We start from the raw sequence: 18,433 nt of genomic DNA on the forward strand, positions 1-18,433 counted from the left end.
GGATTTTGGAATTTGGAATTTCCGCCGCTTGGCGGCGGCTCAGCTCATCCCGAGCGAATCCAGCGTCGGCTCGTCGATCACTGCCGTCACCGTCATCCCATTATCACGCTGATAACCGGTGAGCGCCTCCCGGGTTAACGGCCCGATCAATCCATCGACCTCGCCCTTGTAATAACCCATGTCCTGGAGCGCGGCCTGCACATCGGCGATCACCTGGTCAGGCGGCGACGCCCGTTTACCGACATAGATCGGCGCATCGTAAGCATAATACTCGTGGCCGGTATCGTAGCCCCACGCCGGATACCAGTAGCCATTGTTAAAGAAGTAATACCCGCCGGCGATTAGCTCCACCCGCTGATAGTGCTGATGATACCAGCCCCGGTCGTGCCGTTCGGGATGGTAAGAGCGATAGACCTCATACTGCGGTCCTGCCCACATCTCGACTCCCGGGAGCCGAAAGCCCGCGCTGAATTGCACCGGCTGGACCCGGTCCGGTTTGGGCTGCGCCCGAAAACTCGAGTGCTGCTGCCGGATCTGTTGGACCTTCGCCTGATCCGGCCGTTTCTTTGCGTTTGGATTAACCGCGGCAACCGACGGACCCGCGCTGGCCGCCGGTGATGTAGTGGCAGGCGTGTTAGCCGCAGGCGGTGTCGTCGCAGCTGCTGGCGGCGTAGTGGCCGCGGCGGATGCCGCCGGCGTTGTCGCTGGCGTAGTCGCGGCTGTCGCAGCCGCAGAGGCCGACGGAGCCGGACTGGCTGTCGTCTTGGACGCGCCCTTTGTCTTGGGTGACGGCGCGGGCGTGGTCGCGCTCGGCGAAGTGTTCGCGTTAGCGTCTGCCGCCTTCGAATTCTTCTTGTTCCGAGGCGTGTTTTGCTTCGTCGCAGCCGGTGTAGTGGCGGCTGTCGGAGCTGCATTCGGAGCGGGTTGTTCCGCAGTCGTGCTCGGAGCCGTCGTCGCGGGCGGCGTGTTCTTTTGATTCTTCGGCCCCTTGTTGCGCTGCTGCTTGGTCGGGGACGGCGTCATCGCCGGTGCCTGAGTCGTTGCGGTCGGCTCTTTGGTTACCGGAGCCTGTGACTTCTGGGACTTCCGCGTCGTCGGCTGCTGCACGGCCGGAGCCTCAGATTTCGGCGGGCGGGACGGTGGTGGCTTCACGGCCGCCGGCTGCTCTTTTTTCTGCTGCTTCTTGCCTGGTGGCTGCGATGCTTCCGGCGACGGCTCTTGAGCCATCACGGCTCCAGCCAGCGCCAGCGAAGCGACTATTAGTAAGTTAGTGAATTTTTTCATGGTGCTCTGTTTTGGTCGTTAAACGGACGCGATCTATTCACCGCCGGACGTCATTGCCCCGCTTGCGTCGATTCGCCGTAACGCCTATAAATCGCACAGGGACGCGCAGTTGGACTTATCCAACGTCGCGTCCAAGGCAGAATTAAGAAGGAAGAATTAAGAAACTAAGCTCCGTTTCGCCCGCCCGCACTCCTCAATCGAAAATCCGACCGCTCCAGCGGTCGCGGATCTCCGTCCCACTCGCTCCATTGATAATTCTTAATTCTTAATTCGGCCCGTGTCGGGCTCGGCGCGCGAATCATATTTATGAAATCGAGCACGAAGGACAAAATCAAGGGCGGCATCCAGGAAGCCAAAGGCAAAGTCAAAGAATCGGCTGGCAGGGCCACTGGGAATCGTGATCTGGAAGATCGTGGAACGTTGGAAAAGGCCGGCGGGAAGATTCAGCGCAAAGTCGGCGACGTAAAGAAAGTCTTCGGCGAATAATCCGATCCGCCTGTCCAGCTCCGAAGCTCCGCTTCGCCGCTGCTCAATCGAAAATCGCCAATCTCATGCCCGCAAATCGCTACGCGCTAGCGTTGCAGGCGGGGAAAAGCCTCCTTCGCCAAAGCGGCTCCGGCGGCTGAATCGAAAATCCAACCGCGTCGCCGACGCGTTCCCCTCACTCGTCACTGCCTTCGTCACCCCGTGCTCATCTGCCGCCCCGGACCCGTGAAGATAAGGGTCCAGAGAAACGAGCAGGAGACCATCTTCCCGTTGCGATACCCGGGGATAAAGGCGGCATCCCGAATTGCGAGCGCTTCCTTGCCGAATCCCGCCCCCGGCGGATGCTCATAAACGACGCTCGCTGCCTGCACGTGGCCGGATTCATTGACCGTCAGCTTTAACGACGCCACACCCGCACGACCCGGCGCCGAAGGCGGATAAAAGACTCCCTGAAACTTCGGATTGCCCGGAGCTTCAAACGCCCATTGCGGGGCAACAAAATCGGTCCCTTTCTTCAGTTCATCTTCTTCCTGGTGCAAAAAAATGCGGAGATGCGGTTTCCCATCGCGAACGGCAAAGACCACCGAGCCGGTCAGGTAAACCGGCGCGCGGCTGCCTTTGTAGATCGCGGGCTCGAACATCGCCTCGTCGATCCGGCCCAGGACCTCCTTTTGGAGCAGCTCCGTGTTGGGCGAGGCGCGATAAGTGCGCGACCAGTAGCCACTCCCATATTGGGACACGGCGCAGCCAAACATCACGAACCCGTCGCCCTGGCCCCGCTTCATTAAGCCCTGGGTATCGATAATATTGATCAACGATTTCTTGTGATTCCCGAGCAACGCCGGCCGGAACTGCGCCGACGACTGCGCCCACCCCTCCCGGCCCAGAGCGACCAGCGCGAATACGCAAATCAGCAGCCGACTAATTGATTTCATCATAACAAGATTCGCGGAGACCTAACCCGTTGGCCCCTTTTCCCTTCTGCGCCTTCTGGTTTCCCACACGTCAAACGCCGCCGAGCCGTAGTCCGGCAGCTGCCGGACAAAGGCTGGGTCACATGTTCGCATTAGACGAACCCGCCGTGGTGGGTCACACCTGCCCGCAATGCTTCGCCTGGCGATACAGGTGGGCGTCACTTTCCCCACCTTTTCCCTTCATAATTCTTCCTTCTTCCTTCTTACTTGGCGAAGCCGTGAGCCCCCTCGATTCCATCGTTACCTTCCTGACCGAGATCGGCATCTCGGTCCGGGAAGACAAAATTCCTGAAGGAACTTTTCTTCCCGGCCTTTGCATCTCGCGCGGCACGCTTCTCTTCGATCGAGCGCGGCTAACCTGGCCCGGCGATCTGCTTCACGAAGCCGGACATCTCGCGGTCACTCCCGCCGCGCAACGCCACCTCCTCGACGACCGTTTGTCGGGCGAAACAGAAGCTCCCGATGCCGGCGAAATCGAAGCGACTGCGTGGTCGTTCGCCGCCGCCACCTATCTCTCGCTGCCGCTCGCCGAGCTCTTCCATTCCGGCGGCTACCGCGGCTGTGGCGACCGCCTAATTTTGACGTTCTCCAGTGGTTGCTATCCTGGCGCCGCCGGCCTCGCTCGTGCCGGCATGACCGCCATTGGCGCCGAGGCCCTCGCCGCCGGCATCCCTCCTTACCCTCACATGCTTCACTGGCTGCGCGCGTAACCGCCTCGGGCATTAGTGCCTCGTTGCCCCGCCGCCGCTCCGACTTCTTCCTTCTTATTTTTCCTTCTTCCTTTAGATTTGCCGCATGAGCGGCAAATGGTTCTCCCGCACCTTCCAGCTCGGTCTTCCTTCGGACGCCGCGCCGGAAATTCTCGACCGTCTCCGCTCCACGCCCGACCGCCTCGCTGCCGCGGTCGCGGGCCTTCCGCCCGAGGTCCTTAGGAAACGCCGCGATGGAAAGTGGTCGATCCAGGAAAACGCCGGGCACCTGTTCGATCTCGAGTCGTTATGGGACCAGCGCCTCGACGATTACGCCCGCGGCGCCAAAACCCTTCATCCCGCCGATCTCGAGAACCGCAAAACCCACGAAGCCGACCATAACTCCCGTCAGATCACCGAAATCCTGGAAAACTTCCGCACCGCCCGTTTCGCGATCATAGAAAAGATCGCCCGCATGGCACCCGCCGAACTCTCCCGCACCGCTCTTCATCCGCGTCTTAACCAGCCAATGACGGTAACTGATCTGTGTTTCTTTGTGGCTGAGCACGATGACCACCATCTTCGCACCATCGAGGAACTCCGATCTGCTTTGGTTTCTTAATTCTTCCTTCTTACTTGGTGGCCACGGCACCCAGCACGACGACCACCACTTGGCGACAATCGAAAATCTGCGATCAGGCCTCTGATCTCTGTCCTCCGATCTCCAGGCCCTCCACAGGTCACATGTCACATGTCACAGGCTGCGAAAATTCTTCCTTCTTAATTGATGCTCCGGGCCTAGCCACTTAGTATTGACCGCCACAGGTCCCAATCGCCGCTTGTGTGTTCGCCGAGAAGTTGCGGTCCGTTTACAATCTCTGGTAGGGGAAGGCCTCCACCAAGTCCGTCCGGGCGTCCCGATTTCCCCTATGCACGTGTTGCCATTGGACGAAAATGGAAGTGTCCGTGTAGATGCGAGAATTAACTGAAGCGCGAGCAATAGGGGCCAGATCAAAGAAGGACAAATTGGGGTCAGAGCTTACTAGCGACACAGACGAAACGCCGAAATCTGAATGTTGACACACCCAACCGCCGGAGCGGGCCGGTGAAATGGAGGGCTAACCGAAGTCTACGCGTCGCGGACGCGAAGCATGCAGTGGCCGAGCTTGCTGATTTCCCAGACGTAATAGAGAGCAGCCCGTCCGTTGTTGTAGATCAAAATCTCGTCGGTTCGACTGCCGGTAAGCCCTTTTTCCTTCTTCACTTCCCCGCGACGAACTCCATTAATCCAGAGATCGAAACTGGTGACGTCGTTATCGTGGATTTTCACCGAGACTGATTCCCCGCCGACGTTTACCACTTGCCAACGATCTAACGGCACGGGCTGATCTCTTCCAGCAGCTTGTTGCTGCTCACGCTGGCTCCGCTCGTGGTTTGCTCGGTCCAGGTCGGCCTGGATTTGGGCGCGTCTCTGGTCATCGGCCTGCCGCAGCTGAGCCTGATTGTCGATTTGCTGCGCCGGCGCTTCCGCCACCGCGGTCGTACCATCTTGAGGAGCCGGTACGATCGGTTGGCCAGTATTCGTCCAAATGCGCAGCGGAGCCGCCGGGACAACACTCGTTGTCTGGGCGGGCCGGCTAAAGCGGTCAGCGTTCCCGCTATCGCGAAAAGCGAAGTAGAGGATAAGGGCAATTCCAACCGCCCCTGCGCAGCAAGCTGCGATCGCAAAATTCCGGCGCCGCTCAAGCTGGGCAGCTGCTTCTGCTGCTGGATAAACGAATCTTCGTGACGTGTCGTATTTCAGAAGCGGGAATATCTCATCGACGGTCCGCCAATGATTTCCCCGTTCGGGCTTGCAGGGCGTCTGACGGTCAATGCGGCCAGCATCAAATAATTTTGCTATCTCCCTAGCCGACAGAGGAGTGTGGAAACCGTCCTGGAGGATGTCATACAACATTACCCTCCGCAGAAAGCAGATCGGGTGCCGATTGTGCTAAGGCGGGAGCCCCTGCCACACCGAGCAGGGCGTCGGTGGAAAACAAATAATCCTTGTCCGCGTTGGCGATTCTGCTGAAAATGCGCCAACCTCCGAAAACCCCGAACCCGTGACCGATATCAATGCACCGCGACAACGGAGCCGGTAATGGCAATTACCGAACAGTTCGTTACGTGTGGCTAATGTTTGGCGTTGCTGCCCTCGGCGCTATGATCGGATTCCTTACCGGGGCCTCGAATTCTCCGGTAGTCGGTACAGCCATTTCAAGCACGGTCGGCGGAGTCTTTGGATTCATAGGCGGGCTGATAGGGGCCAAGAAAAAGGAGGAGTAATCGTGTCCGCACGAAAATTTGACCCGCTCGTCTGGGGTATTTCACTCATCTTGTTTGCCGCGTTTGTTATCGCGGGTACGATCGCGGGCGGCAAATACCGGTACTCTTGGGCGGTAATGGAAGTGCCGTGGGGCGAACATCCTGAGGATGTTCCGAACAATCCGAAGGAAGCCTGGCTCTGGATAAGTTTTGCCAATGACGCACTCGCGGCGGGCGTCTCGCCACAAGAAATTAAGAAAATTTACCTCAAAGCGAAGTCTACAGGGACACCTATCGACACCTTGGATATTCCGTGGCCTAGCTATTCGCGCGGGAAGGAAAAACCGGCAAAAACGGATAACCACGAGCGCGAAGAACAAGAAACCTATCCGCAGGCGCGCCCAGGCGCCTCACCTAGATAGGAGCTAATCGCGCTTACACAATAGGCGAATTTGGAGTCAATCCCCACTATTGGGCATCTGGGGAAAGTGGTTCTGGGAAGTGACCCACCACGGCGGGTTTGTTTACGCGAACATGTGACGTGGTGAAGCGGCGAATAGCTGTAGTCGGGGCCGGTAATCCCGGCGGGCCGCGTTTTCGTTGACCGGGATCTGCGGTCCCGGCTACAACAACCCAGTATGAAAACGATCGTCACATTTCTCGCCTTGCTCACGCTTCTGTTCGCGCAAATGGCGCCATCGATGGCGCAGATCCCGGCGGCCGAACTGCCGGCGGCGGGGACTGATACCGGGCTCGAGGGCAAATACGATCCGGAGAATGGGATTGCGCAATTGATCCGCGATAAGAGCGCGGAGGCGGCCAGGTCCAAGATATTCGAGGACGATAGCGTGCTCGTCTTCATGCCGCTGCCGGAGGAAGAGGTGAGCACGCCGGGTCACGTGCTGGTGGTCCCGAAACGATTGGGCGCGCGCAATATCCTCGACCTTAAGCCGGACGAGATGTGTCACCTGATGGCGACGGTGCAGAAAGCGGCGATCGCGCAAAAGAAAGGACTGGGAGCAACGGGCGTCAGAATGCAACAAAACAACGGGCTCAGCAGCAGCCAAACTGTTTACCATTCTCATATTCACGTCATCCCCTCCTTCGGAGGGAAAGCGCCTGGAACTCCCGCGCCCAAGAGAAAGTTAGCGGAAGCGGAATACAACGAGACAGCCGCGAAGCTGCGCGCGGCGTGGCCGAAATAGCGAAGCAAGTGACGAGTGACGCCGAGTTCGTCTAATGCGAACGTGTGAAGAAGGGGGCGGCGGGCTTGTGTCACGGGTCGTTTTCCTGTCGGACCGCGGATTACGCGGATGACACGGATGGGGAAAGATCTTCGACGTTCGGAGGGCGGGCGCTCCGCCTGCCACGCTCATCCCGGCAAGCGGAACGCTTGCCCTACAATTTCCCCGGCGCCGCCGAGGCCGTGCCTACGGCTGGCCGGGCTTCTTGTCCAAAAGCGGCAGGTACGCGTCGTAGTGTTCCGTTTTCATTTGCTCGACCGGAATAAAGCGGAAGGCGGCCGAGTTAAGGGTGTAACGTCGTCCAGTCGGCGACTGCGGGTCGCCGAAGAGGTGGCCCAGGTGGGCGTTGCTTCGCTTCGTGCGCACCTCGATGCGCTGCATGTCATGCGAATTGTCCGGGACCTCGACGAGGAGATCGTACGAGATCGGTTTGCTCCAGGTCGGCATGCCGAGGTTGGCATCGTATTTGTCGACCGAAGTGAAGAGCGGTTCGTTGGTAATCACGTCCACGTAAATCCCGGGGCGGTTGTTGTCCCAGAATTCGTTTTGGAATGGCATCTGGGTGCCATTTTCGCGCACGATCTTCCATACCTCGGGCTTTAATCGGCGTTTAAGAATCGCGTCGCTCTGGACCGGCTGGTTCGGATCGAAACCGGTGATCTCCTTTACCTCCTGGGTAAGAAAGAAGAAATAAATTCCCCCGATCCCAAGCGCGACCACGAGGGCAAGACCAAAGTACTTGCTGAACGTCGACCTTTCTTCGCTGGTTATTCGTCCGCCGTTCATGTGATCGTCCTCAAGACGATCCAATCAGAGATTGGCCGCCCCCGGCAAGAATTTTCGGCCTGTAGCGGCGGTCTCAGACCGTCGACATGAGCCAAAGGCCCGACATCTCCATGCAGCTGATTCATGACCGCAATCCGAATTGCATGTGGATCGGAGGTGAACTTATGCCTGACAAAAGAATGTATGTGGAAAAGCGGGTGCCTGAAGGGGACTACGCGATTCGACGAGCCGGCTCAAAGAGAGCGAGCGACGTTAAACCGACCCAGAAGAAAGCCATTAAACGCTCGAAGAAACTCGAGCCGAAGTCGAAGCCGCGCGTGGAACGCGTCCGCAAAACGAAAAAGGGCGGACCAGATAAGTGGAGAAGCCCCGCGTAAAGGAAGAAGTAAGAATTAAGATTTAAGAAGGAAGAATCTCAACTGCGGATGGCGTCCGCCGGTCGGACGTCCTTCCCCCATCCGAGCAATCCGCGTTATCCGCGGTTAGAGAATCCACGGAATGATTCGCTTAACGCGGGCCCGATACGCGGGGTATTGATCGGGGAATTGTTTGACCATCACTTCTTCTTCGGAGCTCGATTTGATCCAGAAGCTGACGAAGACGAGAAGCGTGCCGAGCATTCCGGCGCCGTGGCCCTGTTGCATCGCGGTCGCGATGATCATCGCCATCAGGCCGGTGTAAATCGGGTGGCGAACCAGGCGGTAGGGACCGCGCACAATCAATTCGTGGTCCTCTTTCAACGTCACCGTGCCGCTCCAGTTGCGGCCGAGAACTGCCCGGGCCCAGAGACACAGACCAAGCCCGGCGATGCACAGGATCTCCGCGACGATAAGGATGGCGTCGGTCTGGGGAATGAGACGGAGGTTGAGCGGCGCCGGGAGACGAGCCCCGCGGAAGAGGAGAACCCAGCCGACCACGACCGGGATCAGGTAACGCAATCGCCGGGCGCCGCTCTCGTGATAAACGGTGCGCTTGGAGAAGATCGCGGCCACGACCCATACGACGAAGAAGATGCCCCAACAGATGGGAAGAATAGGGGAAGTGACGAGTGACATGTGACGTGTGACGTGAAGGGAGAGCGCCAGGTCATGTCACACGTCACTCGTCACATGTCACTTGCTTCTTCCTAAACCGGCATGTGAGGTGCTGCAAAATGAGGGCGTGGCGGTCCTCCTCGGGTTGTTGATTCTTCTTCTGGTCGGCGCACTGGTTTTACGCGGCCTCATCCGCCTCGTCTCGAGACGGGCGGAAAGCGCCACACCGACGATCTCAGCCGTGCAGGCGTTCGCGGCTCTGCCGTATGCGAGGAAGAAATATTTCTTCTCCGCGGCCGAGCGTTCTTTCTACGAAATTCTCCGAAGACTGGTTCCCGGCCACACGGTTTTCGCAAAAGTCCGGCTCGCCGATCTCGTGAATGTAAAAAAAGACGCCGCCTCCTGGCAATCGTATTTCAACCGGATCGACCGGAAGCATCTCGATTTCATTCTTTGCGACAGCGACCTGGCGCCGGTGGTCGCGATCGAGCTCGACGATCGCTCGCACGACGACGAAGAGCGGCGGGCGCGCGATCTATTTGTCGATCGGGTCCTCGCGTCGGTTTCACTTCCCATCGTCCGGGTGCGGGCCAGGCACGCCTATAAGCTAGAGGACGTCAGGCGAATGTTGTCACCCCATGTGCGCGCGCAATCTCCCGCGGGCTCTCTTCCCGCTGATGCGGCGTATATGCCGCAAAAGGGTTGGCGGCCCGCGATCTAAACCGTGACGAGTGACATGAGACGTGAAGGAACCGCGTCAGATCATGTCACACGTCAATCGTCACGCGTCCTTTCCTTCCTTCCTACGGCGCGGGCGTGAGGGCGGCGACGACGGCGCCTTCGTAGGTGCCGTAAATGAACTGGGAGGCGTCGGGTGACCAGGCGATAGCCGAGGTGACGCCGATGCCGGTGTGCTGGTCGAACTGATGCCGCATCGCGCCGTCCGAGACCCGCCAGAAACGGACGATCCCTTTTTGTTCCCATCCGTTGCTGGTCTCGAATGGGAGATAACCGGTGGTGACGAGACTGGCGCCATCGGGACTAAAGCGAATGGCGCCGATTCCTTCGTTGGTCACGGCATCGGGGAACACCCTCAGGAGGTTGCCGTCTGGAATGCTGAGCAGGCGGGTGGCATTCGAGTCCCCGTCCCAGACCGCGAGCGCCGTGCCGTCGGGCGTAAACCTCATCACGGTGGAGCCCCGGGCGGGGCCACCAGGAAACGTGCCCACGAGCTTGCCGGATCTGCGCGACTGAATGTTGATGGTGCCGCCGGAGGCCACAGCCTGGTAAGCGGCTTTGGGCGAAAAATTGATGGTGGTAGTGGCGACCGCGTAGCCGCTTCCGGTGGTGGAAACAACGGTGAACTCTTCGAAGCGCCAGCGGTTTATGGTTCCATCAGGAGGCACAGAGTTTTGCAACTGCGCGTCGGGCGTGAACTGGACCAGTCCGTTTTCGGAAAAGGTGACGAGAATTGTGCCGAGCCAGAGGCCGTCGGCGACGCGATAGACCCGGTAGTTGAGGCCTACTGCGGAATGGTGGACGGCGAGGAACAGCCCATCGGTGGAGTAAAGGGTCTGGTCGCCTCCGCGGCTATGTTGCGGTCCGAGAATGGAATATTGCACCTGGCCGGTGTCGGCCCGGCGGGTGCGCAACCAGCGGTCGTTCGAGCCCATGGCGACCTGGCCGACCGAGCCCGGGGCCCAGCCCACTCCGACAATGCTGTTGGCCAGGCCGTTAGGCGTTGGAAATTCCCAGAGGACGGCCGGCGATTCCTGCGCCAGGGCCAGCGGAACCCCGGGCAGGAAGATTGCAGCCAGCGCGGCTAAAAATGAAATCGAGTTCTTCTTCATATTTCCCTCCTACGAAGAGATCGGTTTCGGAGCCGACATCGCGCGCCCACAGGCGGGCGGCGGATGGGTGTGTTTGGTAACAGCGTTGTTACTTTTGCCCGGCAGGATGATCAAAACCGCACCGGGCTCGGACGCGGCGGTTAAATCATTTCGGCTTCACGATTTCGACGGTCAAGAGACCGCCGCTCCAAACGCGCCTCCTTTCTTAATTCTTCCTTCTTAATTCTTACTTGCAGACACGGCGACACAGCCGTGGCTACAGCGCCTACGGCTTCTGCATACTGAGTTCCATGAAACCGCCGAAAATCTTTTCGGCACGTTCCTTGTTGGCCGCGACGAATTCGGCGTTGGCTTTGGCGGTCGCGTTATCCGACTTCGCCATGTCTTCGCTCATGGCGCAGGCCATGATCGCGGAGATGCCTTTGGTGAAGTCGGAGGCCGTAATGCCGGCCGTCTTCATGTGTTCGGACGTCTTTGGGCATTTCGCGGTAATAGCGGCGGCCCAGGCGTCCTGGTCCTTGCTCACGGCCGGGTCCTTACCGATCTCGTCCAGCTCCGCTTTGGCGGCGGCGTCGGCGCCGACGGCCTTAATAAAGGCGTCCATTTTATCGAGAAGCTCCGTCGTGAGCTTGATCGCGCCGGCGTCTTTGACCTGATCGGGCGGAGTTTCAGCGCGGAGTGCGGGAGCGGCGAAGGCGATCGTGCAGAGAAGAAGAGAAGCGATGATGGAGCGAGTGTGATTCATAGTACGAGTTTGGTTGGATGGACTGATTCGGAGAAAACTGGAAAAGGATTCAAACGTATCCTGGCGCGATGCTCGCACCGGCCCGTGAACGGTCAACTAGGAAAAGAGAGAATGAAAATCGGGCAAATGTCGTCCGCCGATACATTTGCGAGCGCATTCGGCAAAGTGACGAGTGACGTGTGACATGTGACGTGAAGAGACAACACCAGGTTCACGCCCCCTTCGTCTCAGCAGGCGAAGGGCCCAGCAGGGCCAGGCCTGAATTCGGTAAACCTAAAGTAGCCAATGCGACCGAGTTGCTAACATTCGTTAGGCCGCGGCGAATATTTCTTTGACTCCTGTCTCACTGTTCCCTACACACTGCACGCCACAGCCTAACCACCTCAAAACATCCCATGCAACACACCAAAAAACTGATCTCATCGTTCACCGCGCTCTTCGCTCTTATTGCGCTGGCCGTTTCGTTCACGCCAGCATCGGCCAAGGCGGAAAGCGCACTCGATTTCACGCTCGTGAACGACACGGGCTACACCATCGATAAGGTTTTCATTTCGCCGTCAAAAGCGGAGGACTGGGGCGATGATGTGATGGGTCCCGACGATCAGGTGCCGGACGGCAAGTCAGTTAAGATCCATTTCAGCCGCGCCCACGAGAAGGAAACCAAGTGGGACATCAAGATTGTGTTCACGGACAACGAGAATCGCTTCTGGACTGATCTCGACCTCTCCACGATCAGTGAAGTAACCATTCACTACAAGAACGACCACGCGACCGCGACCTGGAAGTAAGCGAGCAGGAACGAGACGGCGCTGGTCTTCCAGAAACGCCGTTAAGCCGGCAGGCCTTTGCGGGCGATCAATTCCATCTGTTCGCAGAAGCGGTCCAGCTCTTCGAGAGTCGTATAGACGTTCGGCGTGACGCGGATCCCCTGGAACTCTTCGTGCACGATCGCCACGGTAAAGATGTGGTGTTTGTCGAAGAGATACTTTTGCACGGCCTCGGGGCTGGTGCCTTCGATCTGGACGTTCGCGATGGCGCACGATTGGTTCGGATCGAACGAGGTGTTGAACTTGATCTTGGGCACGTCCTTGAGCTTGTTCATCCAATAGCGGGAGAGATAACGGAGCCGCGCTTCCTTGCGCGGGCCGCCGATGCCGTTGTGAAAAAGAATCGCTTCGCCGATGGCCAGCTTCATCGCGGCCGAGTGGGTGCCGATCTCCTCGAACTTGCGGATGTCCGAGGCCTGCTTTGATTCCGCGGCCATCATCGGCCAGATCTTTTCGATCTTGTCGCGCTTCACATAAAGCAGGCCGGTCCCTTTCGGCGCGTAGAGCCATTTGTGGAGACTGGTCCCGAAGTAATCGCAACCGAGATCCTTTTGCTTGAAGTCGAATTGGGCAAAGGAATGGGCGCCGTCCACGATCGTTTCGATCCCCTTGGCGCGCGCCATGTCGCAGACCGCTTTCACAGGCGTGATCTGGCCGGTGATGTTGACCATGTGGGCCATCAGGATTAGGCGGGTGCGATCGGTAATTCCCTTTTCGAACGCGGCGGTGATCTCGCTGAGGTTCTTGGGCGGGATTGGAATCTGGATCAGCTTGAGCTTCAGGTTCTCCCGTTTTTCGCGCTGCCGCAGGGTGGTCAGCATCCGCGGATAATCCTGGGTGGTGGTGAGAATTTCGTCGCCGGACTTGAAGTCCATGCCGAGCAAAAGCGTCTCGAGCGATTCGGAAGCGTTCCGGGTAATGGCGATTTCTTCCCGGTCGCAGCCGAACAATTCCGCGAGCCCGGTGCGGATGGTTTCGCATTGGGGCTCGAGGAGCTGCCACATCGTGTAAGCGGTGGCGTCTTCCTGCTGCCAGGTGTAACGCACGAACGCCTCCGTGACGATGCGCGGGCTGGGCGAAACGCCGCCGTTATTCAGGTTGATGATGCCGCGCGTGACGCTGAACGATCTTTGAATGACGGCCCAATAATCTTCGTCCTGGGCTGCTTCTTCCGGCGTCAAACGGGCGACCGTTTTCGTGGCGGCTTCGACATTTTTTTGCAGGGCCGCCACGGTGGCGGACGAAAGCGCGGCGAGGCCCAGGCCCTTGCCGGCGAGGGAAATGAAGTCGCGTCGAGTGCGTTCGGGCACGAAGAAGGATTCAAGCGATTCGGGCGCGCCGATGCAATCATTCGTTCGGGAAACTCGAAAGGGCGAAGCACGCTGTAGACGACTCGCTGCGTCGAGACGTTCTCCAGGCCCGGCGACAGAGCGCCGTGGTCACAGCGCGGAGCGCCAAAGTGTACCCAAAGTGTTCCTAACTGTTCTCAAACTGATTAAGTGGGCTCGAAGCGTCTCCCGAAGTATCTCTCCCGCTCCTAAAATCTATGAGACTTCTCCAATACACGTTTTCTCTCCTTTGTCTGGCGGCGGCTGTTCTCTCTCCCTCGAAGGCCACGGCGGAGCTTTCCGTCGTGGTCAGCGTCCCGGATCAAACCCTGGCGGTGGTCGATGGCGGGGTGGTGCGGGAAAAGTTTTCCGTTTCCACCTCGAAATTTGGCCTCGGCGATCGATCCAATAGTTACGCCACGCCGCTCGGTTCCCTCGAGATCGCTTCCAAGATCGGCGGGAACGCGCGTGCCGGAACCGTCTTCAAATCCCGGCAGCCGACTGGCGAAATTCTCGCTCCGAACGCCCCGGGGCGCGACCCGATCGTGACCCGGATCCTCTGGCTGCGCGGTCTGGAAAAGGAGAATTCCCGGGCCTATTCACGCGGCATTTACATCCACGGCACGCCGGTGGAAAAGCTCATTGGCAAACCCGTCAGCTTCGGGTGCATCCGGATGCGTTCTACCGACGTAATGCGACTTTTCAATACGGTGCGCGTCGGCACGAAGATTGAGATCACGAACACCAACCTGCGCGGAGCGATCGCCCAGGCGAACGTGAAACAGCAGATGCGTGGGGTTCGCCTGGCGGAAAATTCCGGGCCGTCGAACAAGCGCCAAAGCATGTAATTGGCGGGGTTGGGCGAATCTTCGACGGTCGGAGACCGCCGCTGCAGAAGAGGCCTAACCCGCTGACGCTTGTTCTTCGGTGGGACCCGAGCCGAAGATGTTGCTCAGGTTTCCGCCCCCGAAACCCTGGAGGAGCGACGGGAGCAGACCGGCCAGGTTTGTCGAATGATCGGCTGAGGGATCGACCTGGCCGTTCGGCGTGAGCTTATCGACCATATTCGGCAGGAATTTCGCCAGGAGCTGCGATGCCTGCGCTGGATCGACGCCGAGCTTTGCCGCGATTGCGTTGATCTGATCCTGGCCAACCACATTCCTAACCTGATCGGGCGCGATCGGCTCGTTGTCGCCGGTGCTGATCCAGGATTTCACTTTATCGTCGTGTCCGGCCTGGGTGAATTTGTTGAGGAGTCCCGGCAGCCCGCCGCTCTGGGCAAGCAGCCCGGCGAGCACACCAAGGAGCGGGTTCGCGCCGCCGGTATCGGGACCGGGCCTGTTTTGTCCACCGAGAATTGAGTCGAGGAATCCCATAACGTTCTTTCTGTTTGGTTCGTTCGTGGAAGGCCGGTGCCGGTGAACCACGCTGTCGCGGCCACTTTTCAGGCCGAGGTTAGCCAAAGCGGAGACGGATAGGGAGAGAATTCGGCGTGGAAATAAAACACTCCGCGATGTTTACACGCCAATGCCGCATGGGCCGCGTCAATCTTGACGGCTTTAAGCCGTCAAGATCCGGGCGGAGAAAACAAGATGCTCCTGAGAGTTGCTCCGCGACCGGCAGGGGGCTACAGGCGGTGGGCTTCGAGATCCGCTAGTTCGTTTTGCGTTCGTCCACGGCAGTAATCTGGAGATCGTCGCTGCCAGTTTTTTCCAGGACGAGCGTTTTCAGGACTTTGCCAGATGAATGCCGGGAGCCGTTCCGCAAATTGTATCGAAGGGGAAATGAGACTTTCAGGTCGGTGTTGTTCACGGGGGTGATCTCGAGGTCGCCGGCGAGCGAAAAGGAGCGTTGCGGCCAGCGAGCGTTATAGCGTTGGAGGTCACGGCGAATCGTTTCGCGGGCGACACCGGGTTTGCCGAAATAGTTTACGGCTTCCGCGAAGAATTCCGTTTCGGCGCCCACCTGAGGATCGAGCCCAGCCAGGATGAACGCTCCGATGTAATCGCGGAGCCGCTCGCGATTGTAGGCGGAGGCGGGAATGTCTGTGGTGACGGCAGGACGGGTCGCGTCGCGCGGGTGCGGGGCCGGAGCGGGGCTCGCGGGCTTGAGCGCGCCGGAGCTCCTCATTTTGGCCGCGCCGGATGTGTTTGCCTGGCTCGAACGGGCGTCCTCGGCAATCATTCGTTTGATCTGTTCCTGGTCGCTCTTTTTGAGATAGCGCCAGACATCTTCGCCGAACCTGGGCGAAGGCATTTCCGGTTTCGTTTCGCTCACACCCAGGGCGTAGTTCGTTTGAGGATCGAGCTGGCCCGTGATTTTCAGGCCATTCCGAATCTGGTAGCGCGTGACCGCAGCGGCGGTGCTGCTGTCGTATTGGCCGGTGATTTCGCCGAAATAATAGCCGCCGGTTTTTAGACGCGTTTGGACGGCGCGGATGGTTTCGTCGGCGCGCAGGGAACCGAGCATCCCAAAAGTGACGGCCAGGAAACAAACCAAGACTCCTTTCATCACCGGGGAATCGGATGTCGCCGAGCGGATGCGTCTGCAGAATGTGGACGCTTCAATCTTGACGGCTTTAAGCCGTCAAGATCTGGGCGGGAAAGGAAAAAGAAGCCGGAGATGTCCCGGCTACTTGTAGGTGGCTTCGATCGCTTCTTTGCGTTGCTCGGCTTGTTTGCTGATGTCGGCGATCTTGTTCCGGGTGTTGGTCTCGGCCTTGGTGTAGGCAGAAGGCCCGTGGAACTTGTCCATCGCCTTGGTGATGACGGTCTGCACTTCACCCCGATAAACGGTGGCCGCGGCAAACGCGGCGACGAGAAGGAGAAGCAGGCAAACGCGACGAACGGTCTGGAATGTCTGGTGTCGGCGGTCGGCACGATGCTCGGCAACTTTCTGCTGCTCGGCTTCGCCGCCATATTGGCTCATCAAAGTGGAGAATTGGCTCTGGCTCATGGTGTTGAGTCATTTAGCAGCGCCTATGCCAGCGGCAGGCGCGACCGCAAAACGGGACGCTTCGTTGCGCGCCTGGCCACGAAAATTCACCACCTTCGACTGCCGGGACGGGCCTGCTTCAGTCGGAAGGATCCTCGACCGCAACGGCGACGGCAGATCCGCTCGCCACCCGCCGGGCGGAATGGCTCTGGGCAATCACGCGGACGAGCTCCGCGGGATCGACCGGCTTGGTGAGGTGGCGGTCGAAGCCGGCCTGCAACGCGAGATCGCGATCCTGCCCGCTCGCGCAGGCCGTCAACGCGATGACCGGCACGGCCCGACCGCCCCGCGGCGGCACGACCTCGCGCAATTTCTGGAGGAATTCATATCCGTCCATTCCGGGCATGGCGATGTCGCTCACCACCACGTCGGGGTGCAGATTCGACAAAACGGCGAGCGCGTCTTCCACCGAAGCGGCGGGAGTGACGGAGGCGCCGCACTTGGCCAGAGCAAGCCCGAGCAGCTCTCGCACACTTGGTTCGTCATCAACGACCATGACGTTCAGGCCGCGGAGATGTTCGGCCGGAAAGGGATCTTCGGTCCAGAAGTGGGCCGGATCGCTCTTGGCGGAGGGAAGGTTGCCGACAGCCAGGATCGGGAGTCGCACCGTAAAACGGCTCCCCTGATTCAGGCCCGCACTTTCGACCTCAATTTCTCCGCCGTGGAGCCGGACAAGCTGATGCGCAATGGCAAGCCCGAGGCCGAGCCCGCTTTGCCGGCGGGTGGAACGGTTGTCGCCCTGGCGAAACCGCTCGAAAATGTGCGGCAACAAGTCGGCGCCAATGCCCTGGCCCGTATCGGAAACAACAATAGTGGCGAACTCGCCTTGCTGGGTAACGCCGATGCGGACCTCGCCACCGCGAGGCGTAAATTTCACCGCGTTCGCGAGAAGGTTCAGCACCACCTGCTCCAGCCTCATCTTATCGGCGTGCACGAGCAGATCGTGCGACTCGACTTCGCTAATGAGCGCGACACCCTTCGCGTCGGCGGACGGCAGCACGTCATCGATCGCTTCGGTGACGATGCGCCAGACCTGCACAATGGCGCGATCCAGAGAAAGCTTCTGGTTTACGATTCGGGTGATATCGAGCACGTCCTCGATCAGCCGCGCCTGCGCTTCGGCATTGCGCGCGATGGCGTCGACCGCCTGCGCGCGTTCCTGTTCGCCCAGCACATGTTCCTGCATGAGACGGGTCCAGCCGAAGACGGCGTTCAACGGGGTGCGCAGTTCGTGCGAGACCAGGCCGAGAAATTCATCTTTCTGAATGTTCTCGCGGCTCATGGCGTCGTGCGCGGCCCGCAACGTCTGCTGCGTTTCTTTTTGTTCGTGGATATCGGTGCAGACCCCAAACCATTTCACGATTTCCCCATCGGGATTGCGATGAGGCAGCGCCCGCCGAAGAAACCAGCGATACTCGCCATCCGCGCGTTTCAGACGGAATTCGACCTCATGAGGAGCGCCCGCTTGGAGCGCTTCGGCCCAGGAAGTTTCCACCCTCTCGCGATCGTCCGGATGAATGATCTCGCGCCACGCCTCGCCGGTGGATTCCTCCGAAGGAAGGCCGGTATAGTCGTGGAACAGTTTGTTATAATGCTCGGAGGAGCCGTCCGGCCGAGCTACCCAGAGGATCTGGGGCAAGCCGTCCGCCATTTGGCGGAGAATCTCGAGTTCGTGGGGGAAACGTTCGCCGGTTATCTGATGTTTTCTCATTTTGTAGGGCGGTTCCCTCACAAGTCGCTAGTGTGCCCGGAACACCCATTTAGTGAGCAGGAATCATTCTTTTTGCGGAGGAGAATTTCCGTATCTTGCGGCGACTTTTTTGAGGAGAAAGGCTGGCGAAAATGTCAGCTGCCGGGGACTTTGGTAACGGTGCCGCTGCTCTCG

General features: G+C 59.2%; 21 protein-coding genes. 9 read left to right on the forward strand and 12 right to left on the reverse strand.

All coding sequences use genetic code 11. The features are described 5' to 3' along the window. Window positions 1-39: 39 nt before the first annotated feature. On the reverse strand, window positions 40-1,284 hold the full coding sequence (locus VJU77_06320; GenBank protein HKP02966.1) for a peptidoglycan-binding protein: 1,245 nt from the start codon (window positions 1,282-1,284) through the stop codon (window positions 40-42). 306 nt (window positions 1,285-1,590) lie between these two features. Here VJU77_06320 and VJU77_06325 point away from each other — a divergent pair, with 306 nt between their 5' ends. Beyond that, window positions 1,591-1,770: a CsbD family protein gene (locus VJU77_06325; GenBank protein HKP02967.1), complete on the forward strand. Its 180-nt coding sequence runs from the start codon at window positions 1,591-1,593 to the stop codon at window positions 1,768-1,770. A gap of 194 nt (window positions 1,771-1,964) precedes the next feature. Here VJU77_06325 and VJU77_06330 read toward each other — a convergent pair whose 3' ends face one another. After that, window positions 1,965-2,708 carry a hypothetical protein gene (locus VJU77_06330; GenBank protein ID HKP02968.1) on the reverse strand — a complete coding sequence of 248 codons (744 nt, stop codon included), beginning with the start codon at window positions 2,706-2,708 and terminating at the stop codon, window positions 1,965-1,967. A gap of 254 nt (window positions 2,709-2,962) precedes the next feature. Here VJU77_06330 and VJU77_06335 point away from each other — a divergent pair, with 254 nt between their 5' ends. Together VJU77_06335 and VJU77_06340 are read left to right on the forward strand one after the other, a co-directional pair. Beyond that, window positions 2,963-3,454 (forward strand): hypothetical protein, encoded by a 492-nt coding sequence (locus VJU77_06335; protein HKP02969.1) that lies wholly within the window; start codon window positions 2,963-2,965, stop codon window positions 3,452-3,454. 85 nt (window positions 3,455-3,539) lie between these two features. Continuing rightward, window positions 3,540-4,055: a DinB family protein gene (locus VJU77_06340; GenBank protein ID HKP02970.1), complete on the forward strand. Its 516-nt coding sequence runs from the start codon at window positions 3,540-3,542 to the stop codon at window positions 4,053-4,055. A gap of 507 nt (window positions 4,056-4,562) precedes the next feature. Here the strand turns inward: VJU77_06340 and VJU77_06345 are convergent. Next, on the reverse strand, window positions 4,563-4,814 hold the full coding sequence (locus VJU77_06345; protein HKP02971.1) for a hypothetical protein: 252 nt from the start codon (window positions 4,812-4,814) through the stop codon (window positions 4,563-4,565). Window positions 4,815-5,763: 949 nt separating this feature from the next. Between VJU77_06345 and VJU77_06350 the strand changes: the two genes are divergently transcribed. Together VJU77_06350 and VJU77_06355 are read left to right on the forward strand one after the other, a co-directional pair. After that, window positions 5,764-6,162, forward strand: coding sequence for a hypothetical protein (locus VJU77_06350; protein ID HKP02972.1), 399 nt, complete (start codon window positions 5,764-5,766; stop codon window positions 6,160-6,162). Window positions 6,163-6,378: 216 nt separating this feature from the next. Further along, window positions 6,379-6,945 (forward strand): HIT family protein, encoded by a 567-nt coding sequence (locus tag VJU77_06355; GenBank protein ID HKP02973.1) that lies wholly within the window; start codon window positions 6,379-6,381, stop codon window positions 6,943-6,945. Between the two features lie 225 nt (window positions 6,946-7,170). On the opposite strand, the gene msrB is transcribed toward VJU77_06355, so the two are convergent. Continuing rightward, entirely contained in the window at window positions 7,171-7,770 is a 600-nt protein-coding gene (msrB, locus tag VJU77_06360) for a peptide-methionine (R)-S-oxide reductase MsrB (GenBank protein ID HKP02974.1), read from the reverse strand. A 164-nt stretch (window positions 7,771-7,934) separates the two neighbouring features. On the opposite strand from msrB, the gene VJU77_06365 reads away from it, so the two are divergent. Next, window positions 7,935-8,147: a DUF2188 domain-containing protein gene (locus VJU77_06365; GenBank protein ID HKP02975.1), complete on the forward strand. Its 213-nt coding sequence runs from the start codon at window positions 7,935-7,937 to the stop codon at window positions 8,145-8,147. Between the two features lie 105 nt (window positions 8,148-8,252). Here the strand turns inward: VJU77_06365 and VJU77_06370 are convergent, their stop codons facing one another. After that, on the reverse strand, window positions 8,253-8,825 hold the full coding sequence (locus VJU77_06370; GenBank protein HKP02976.1) for an isoprenylcysteine carboxylmethyltransferase family protein: 573 nt from the start codon (window positions 8,823-8,825) through the stop codon (window positions 8,253-8,255). Window positions 8,826-8,913: 88 nt separating this feature from the next. On the opposite strand from VJU77_06370, the gene VJU77_06375 reads away from it, so the two are divergent. Continuing rightward, on the forward strand, window positions 8,914-9,525 hold the full coding sequence (locus VJU77_06375) for a DUF2726 domain-containing protein (GenBank protein HKP02977.1): 612 nt from the start codon (window positions 8,914-8,916) through the stop codon (window positions 9,523-9,525). An 82-nt stretch (window positions 9,526-9,607) separates the two neighbouring features. On the opposite strand, the gene VJU77_06380 is transcribed toward VJU77_06375, so the two are convergent. Both VJU77_06380 and VJU77_06385 read right to left on the reverse strand, forming a co-directional pair. Continuing rightward, window positions 9,608-10,654 carry a WD40 repeat domain-containing protein gene (locus VJU77_06380; GenBank protein HKP02978.1) on the reverse strand — a complete coding sequence of 349 codons (1,047 nt, stop codon included), beginning with the start codon at window positions 10,652-10,654 and terminating at the stop codon, window positions 9,608-9,610. Window positions 10,655-10,919: 265 nt separating this feature from the next. Then, entirely contained in the window at window positions 10,920-11,399 is a 480-nt protein-coding gene (locus VJU77_06385) for a hypothetical protein (GenBank protein ID HKP02979.1), read from the reverse strand. 395 nt (window positions 11,400-11,794) lie between these two features. Here VJU77_06385 and VJU77_06390 point away from each other — a divergent pair, with 395 nt between their 5' ends. Next, a complete protein-coding gene (locus VJU77_06390) occupies window positions 11,795-12,187 on the forward strand; it encodes a hypothetical protein (protein HKP02980.1) in 393 nt (130 codons plus the stop codon). 41 nt (window positions 12,188-12,228) lie between these two features. Here VJU77_06390 and VJU77_06395 read toward each other — a convergent pair whose 3' ends face one another. Beyond that, a complete protein-coding gene (locus VJU77_06395) occupies window positions 12,229-13,536 on the reverse strand; it encodes an aminotransferase class V-fold PLP-dependent enzyme (protein HKP02981.1) in 1,308 nt (435 codons plus the stop codon). A 236-nt stretch (window positions 13,537-13,772) separates the two neighbouring features. Between VJU77_06395 and VJU77_06400 the strand changes: the two genes are divergently transcribed. After that, window positions 13,773-14,402, forward strand: a complete 630-nt coding sequence (locus VJU77_06400) for a L,D-transpeptidase (protein ID HKP02982.1) — start codon at window positions 13,773-13,775, stop codon at window positions 14,400-14,402. A 54-nt stretch (window positions 14,403-14,456) separates the two neighbouring features. Here VJU77_06400 and VJU77_06405 read toward each other — a convergent pair whose 3' ends face one another. The 4 genes from VJU77_06405 to VJU77_06420 form a co-directional block, all read right to left on the reverse strand. After that, window positions 14,457-14,930 carry a YidB family protein gene (locus VJU77_06405; protein ID HKP02983.1) on the reverse strand — a complete coding sequence of 158 codons (474 nt, stop codon included), beginning with the start codon at window positions 14,928-14,930 and terminating at the stop codon, window positions 14,457-14,459. A gap of 277 nt (window positions 14,931-15,207) precedes the next feature. After that, entirely contained in the window at window positions 15,208-16,065 is an 858-nt protein-coding gene (locus tag VJU77_06410; GenBank protein HKP02984.1) for a peptidoglycan-binding domain-containing protein, read from the reverse strand. Window positions 16,066-16,185: 120 nt separating this feature from the next. Beyond that, entirely contained in the window at window positions 16,186-16,509 is a 324-nt protein-coding gene (locus tag VJU77_06415) for a hypothetical protein (protein HKP02985.1), read from the reverse strand. A gap of 118 nt (window positions 16,510-16,627) precedes the next feature. Continuing rightward, window positions 16,628-18,259, reverse strand: coding sequence for an ATP-binding protein (locus tag VJU77_06420; protein ID HKP02986.1), 1,632 nt, complete (start codon window positions 18,257-18,259; stop codon window positions 16,628-16,630). Between the last annotated feature and the right edge of the window lie 174 nt (window positions 18,260-18,433).

It is taken from the genome of Chthoniobacterales bacterium (assembly GCA_035274845.1).
GTDB lineage: Bacteria > Verrucomicrobiota > Verrucomicrobiia > Chthoniobacterales > UBA10450 > AV80.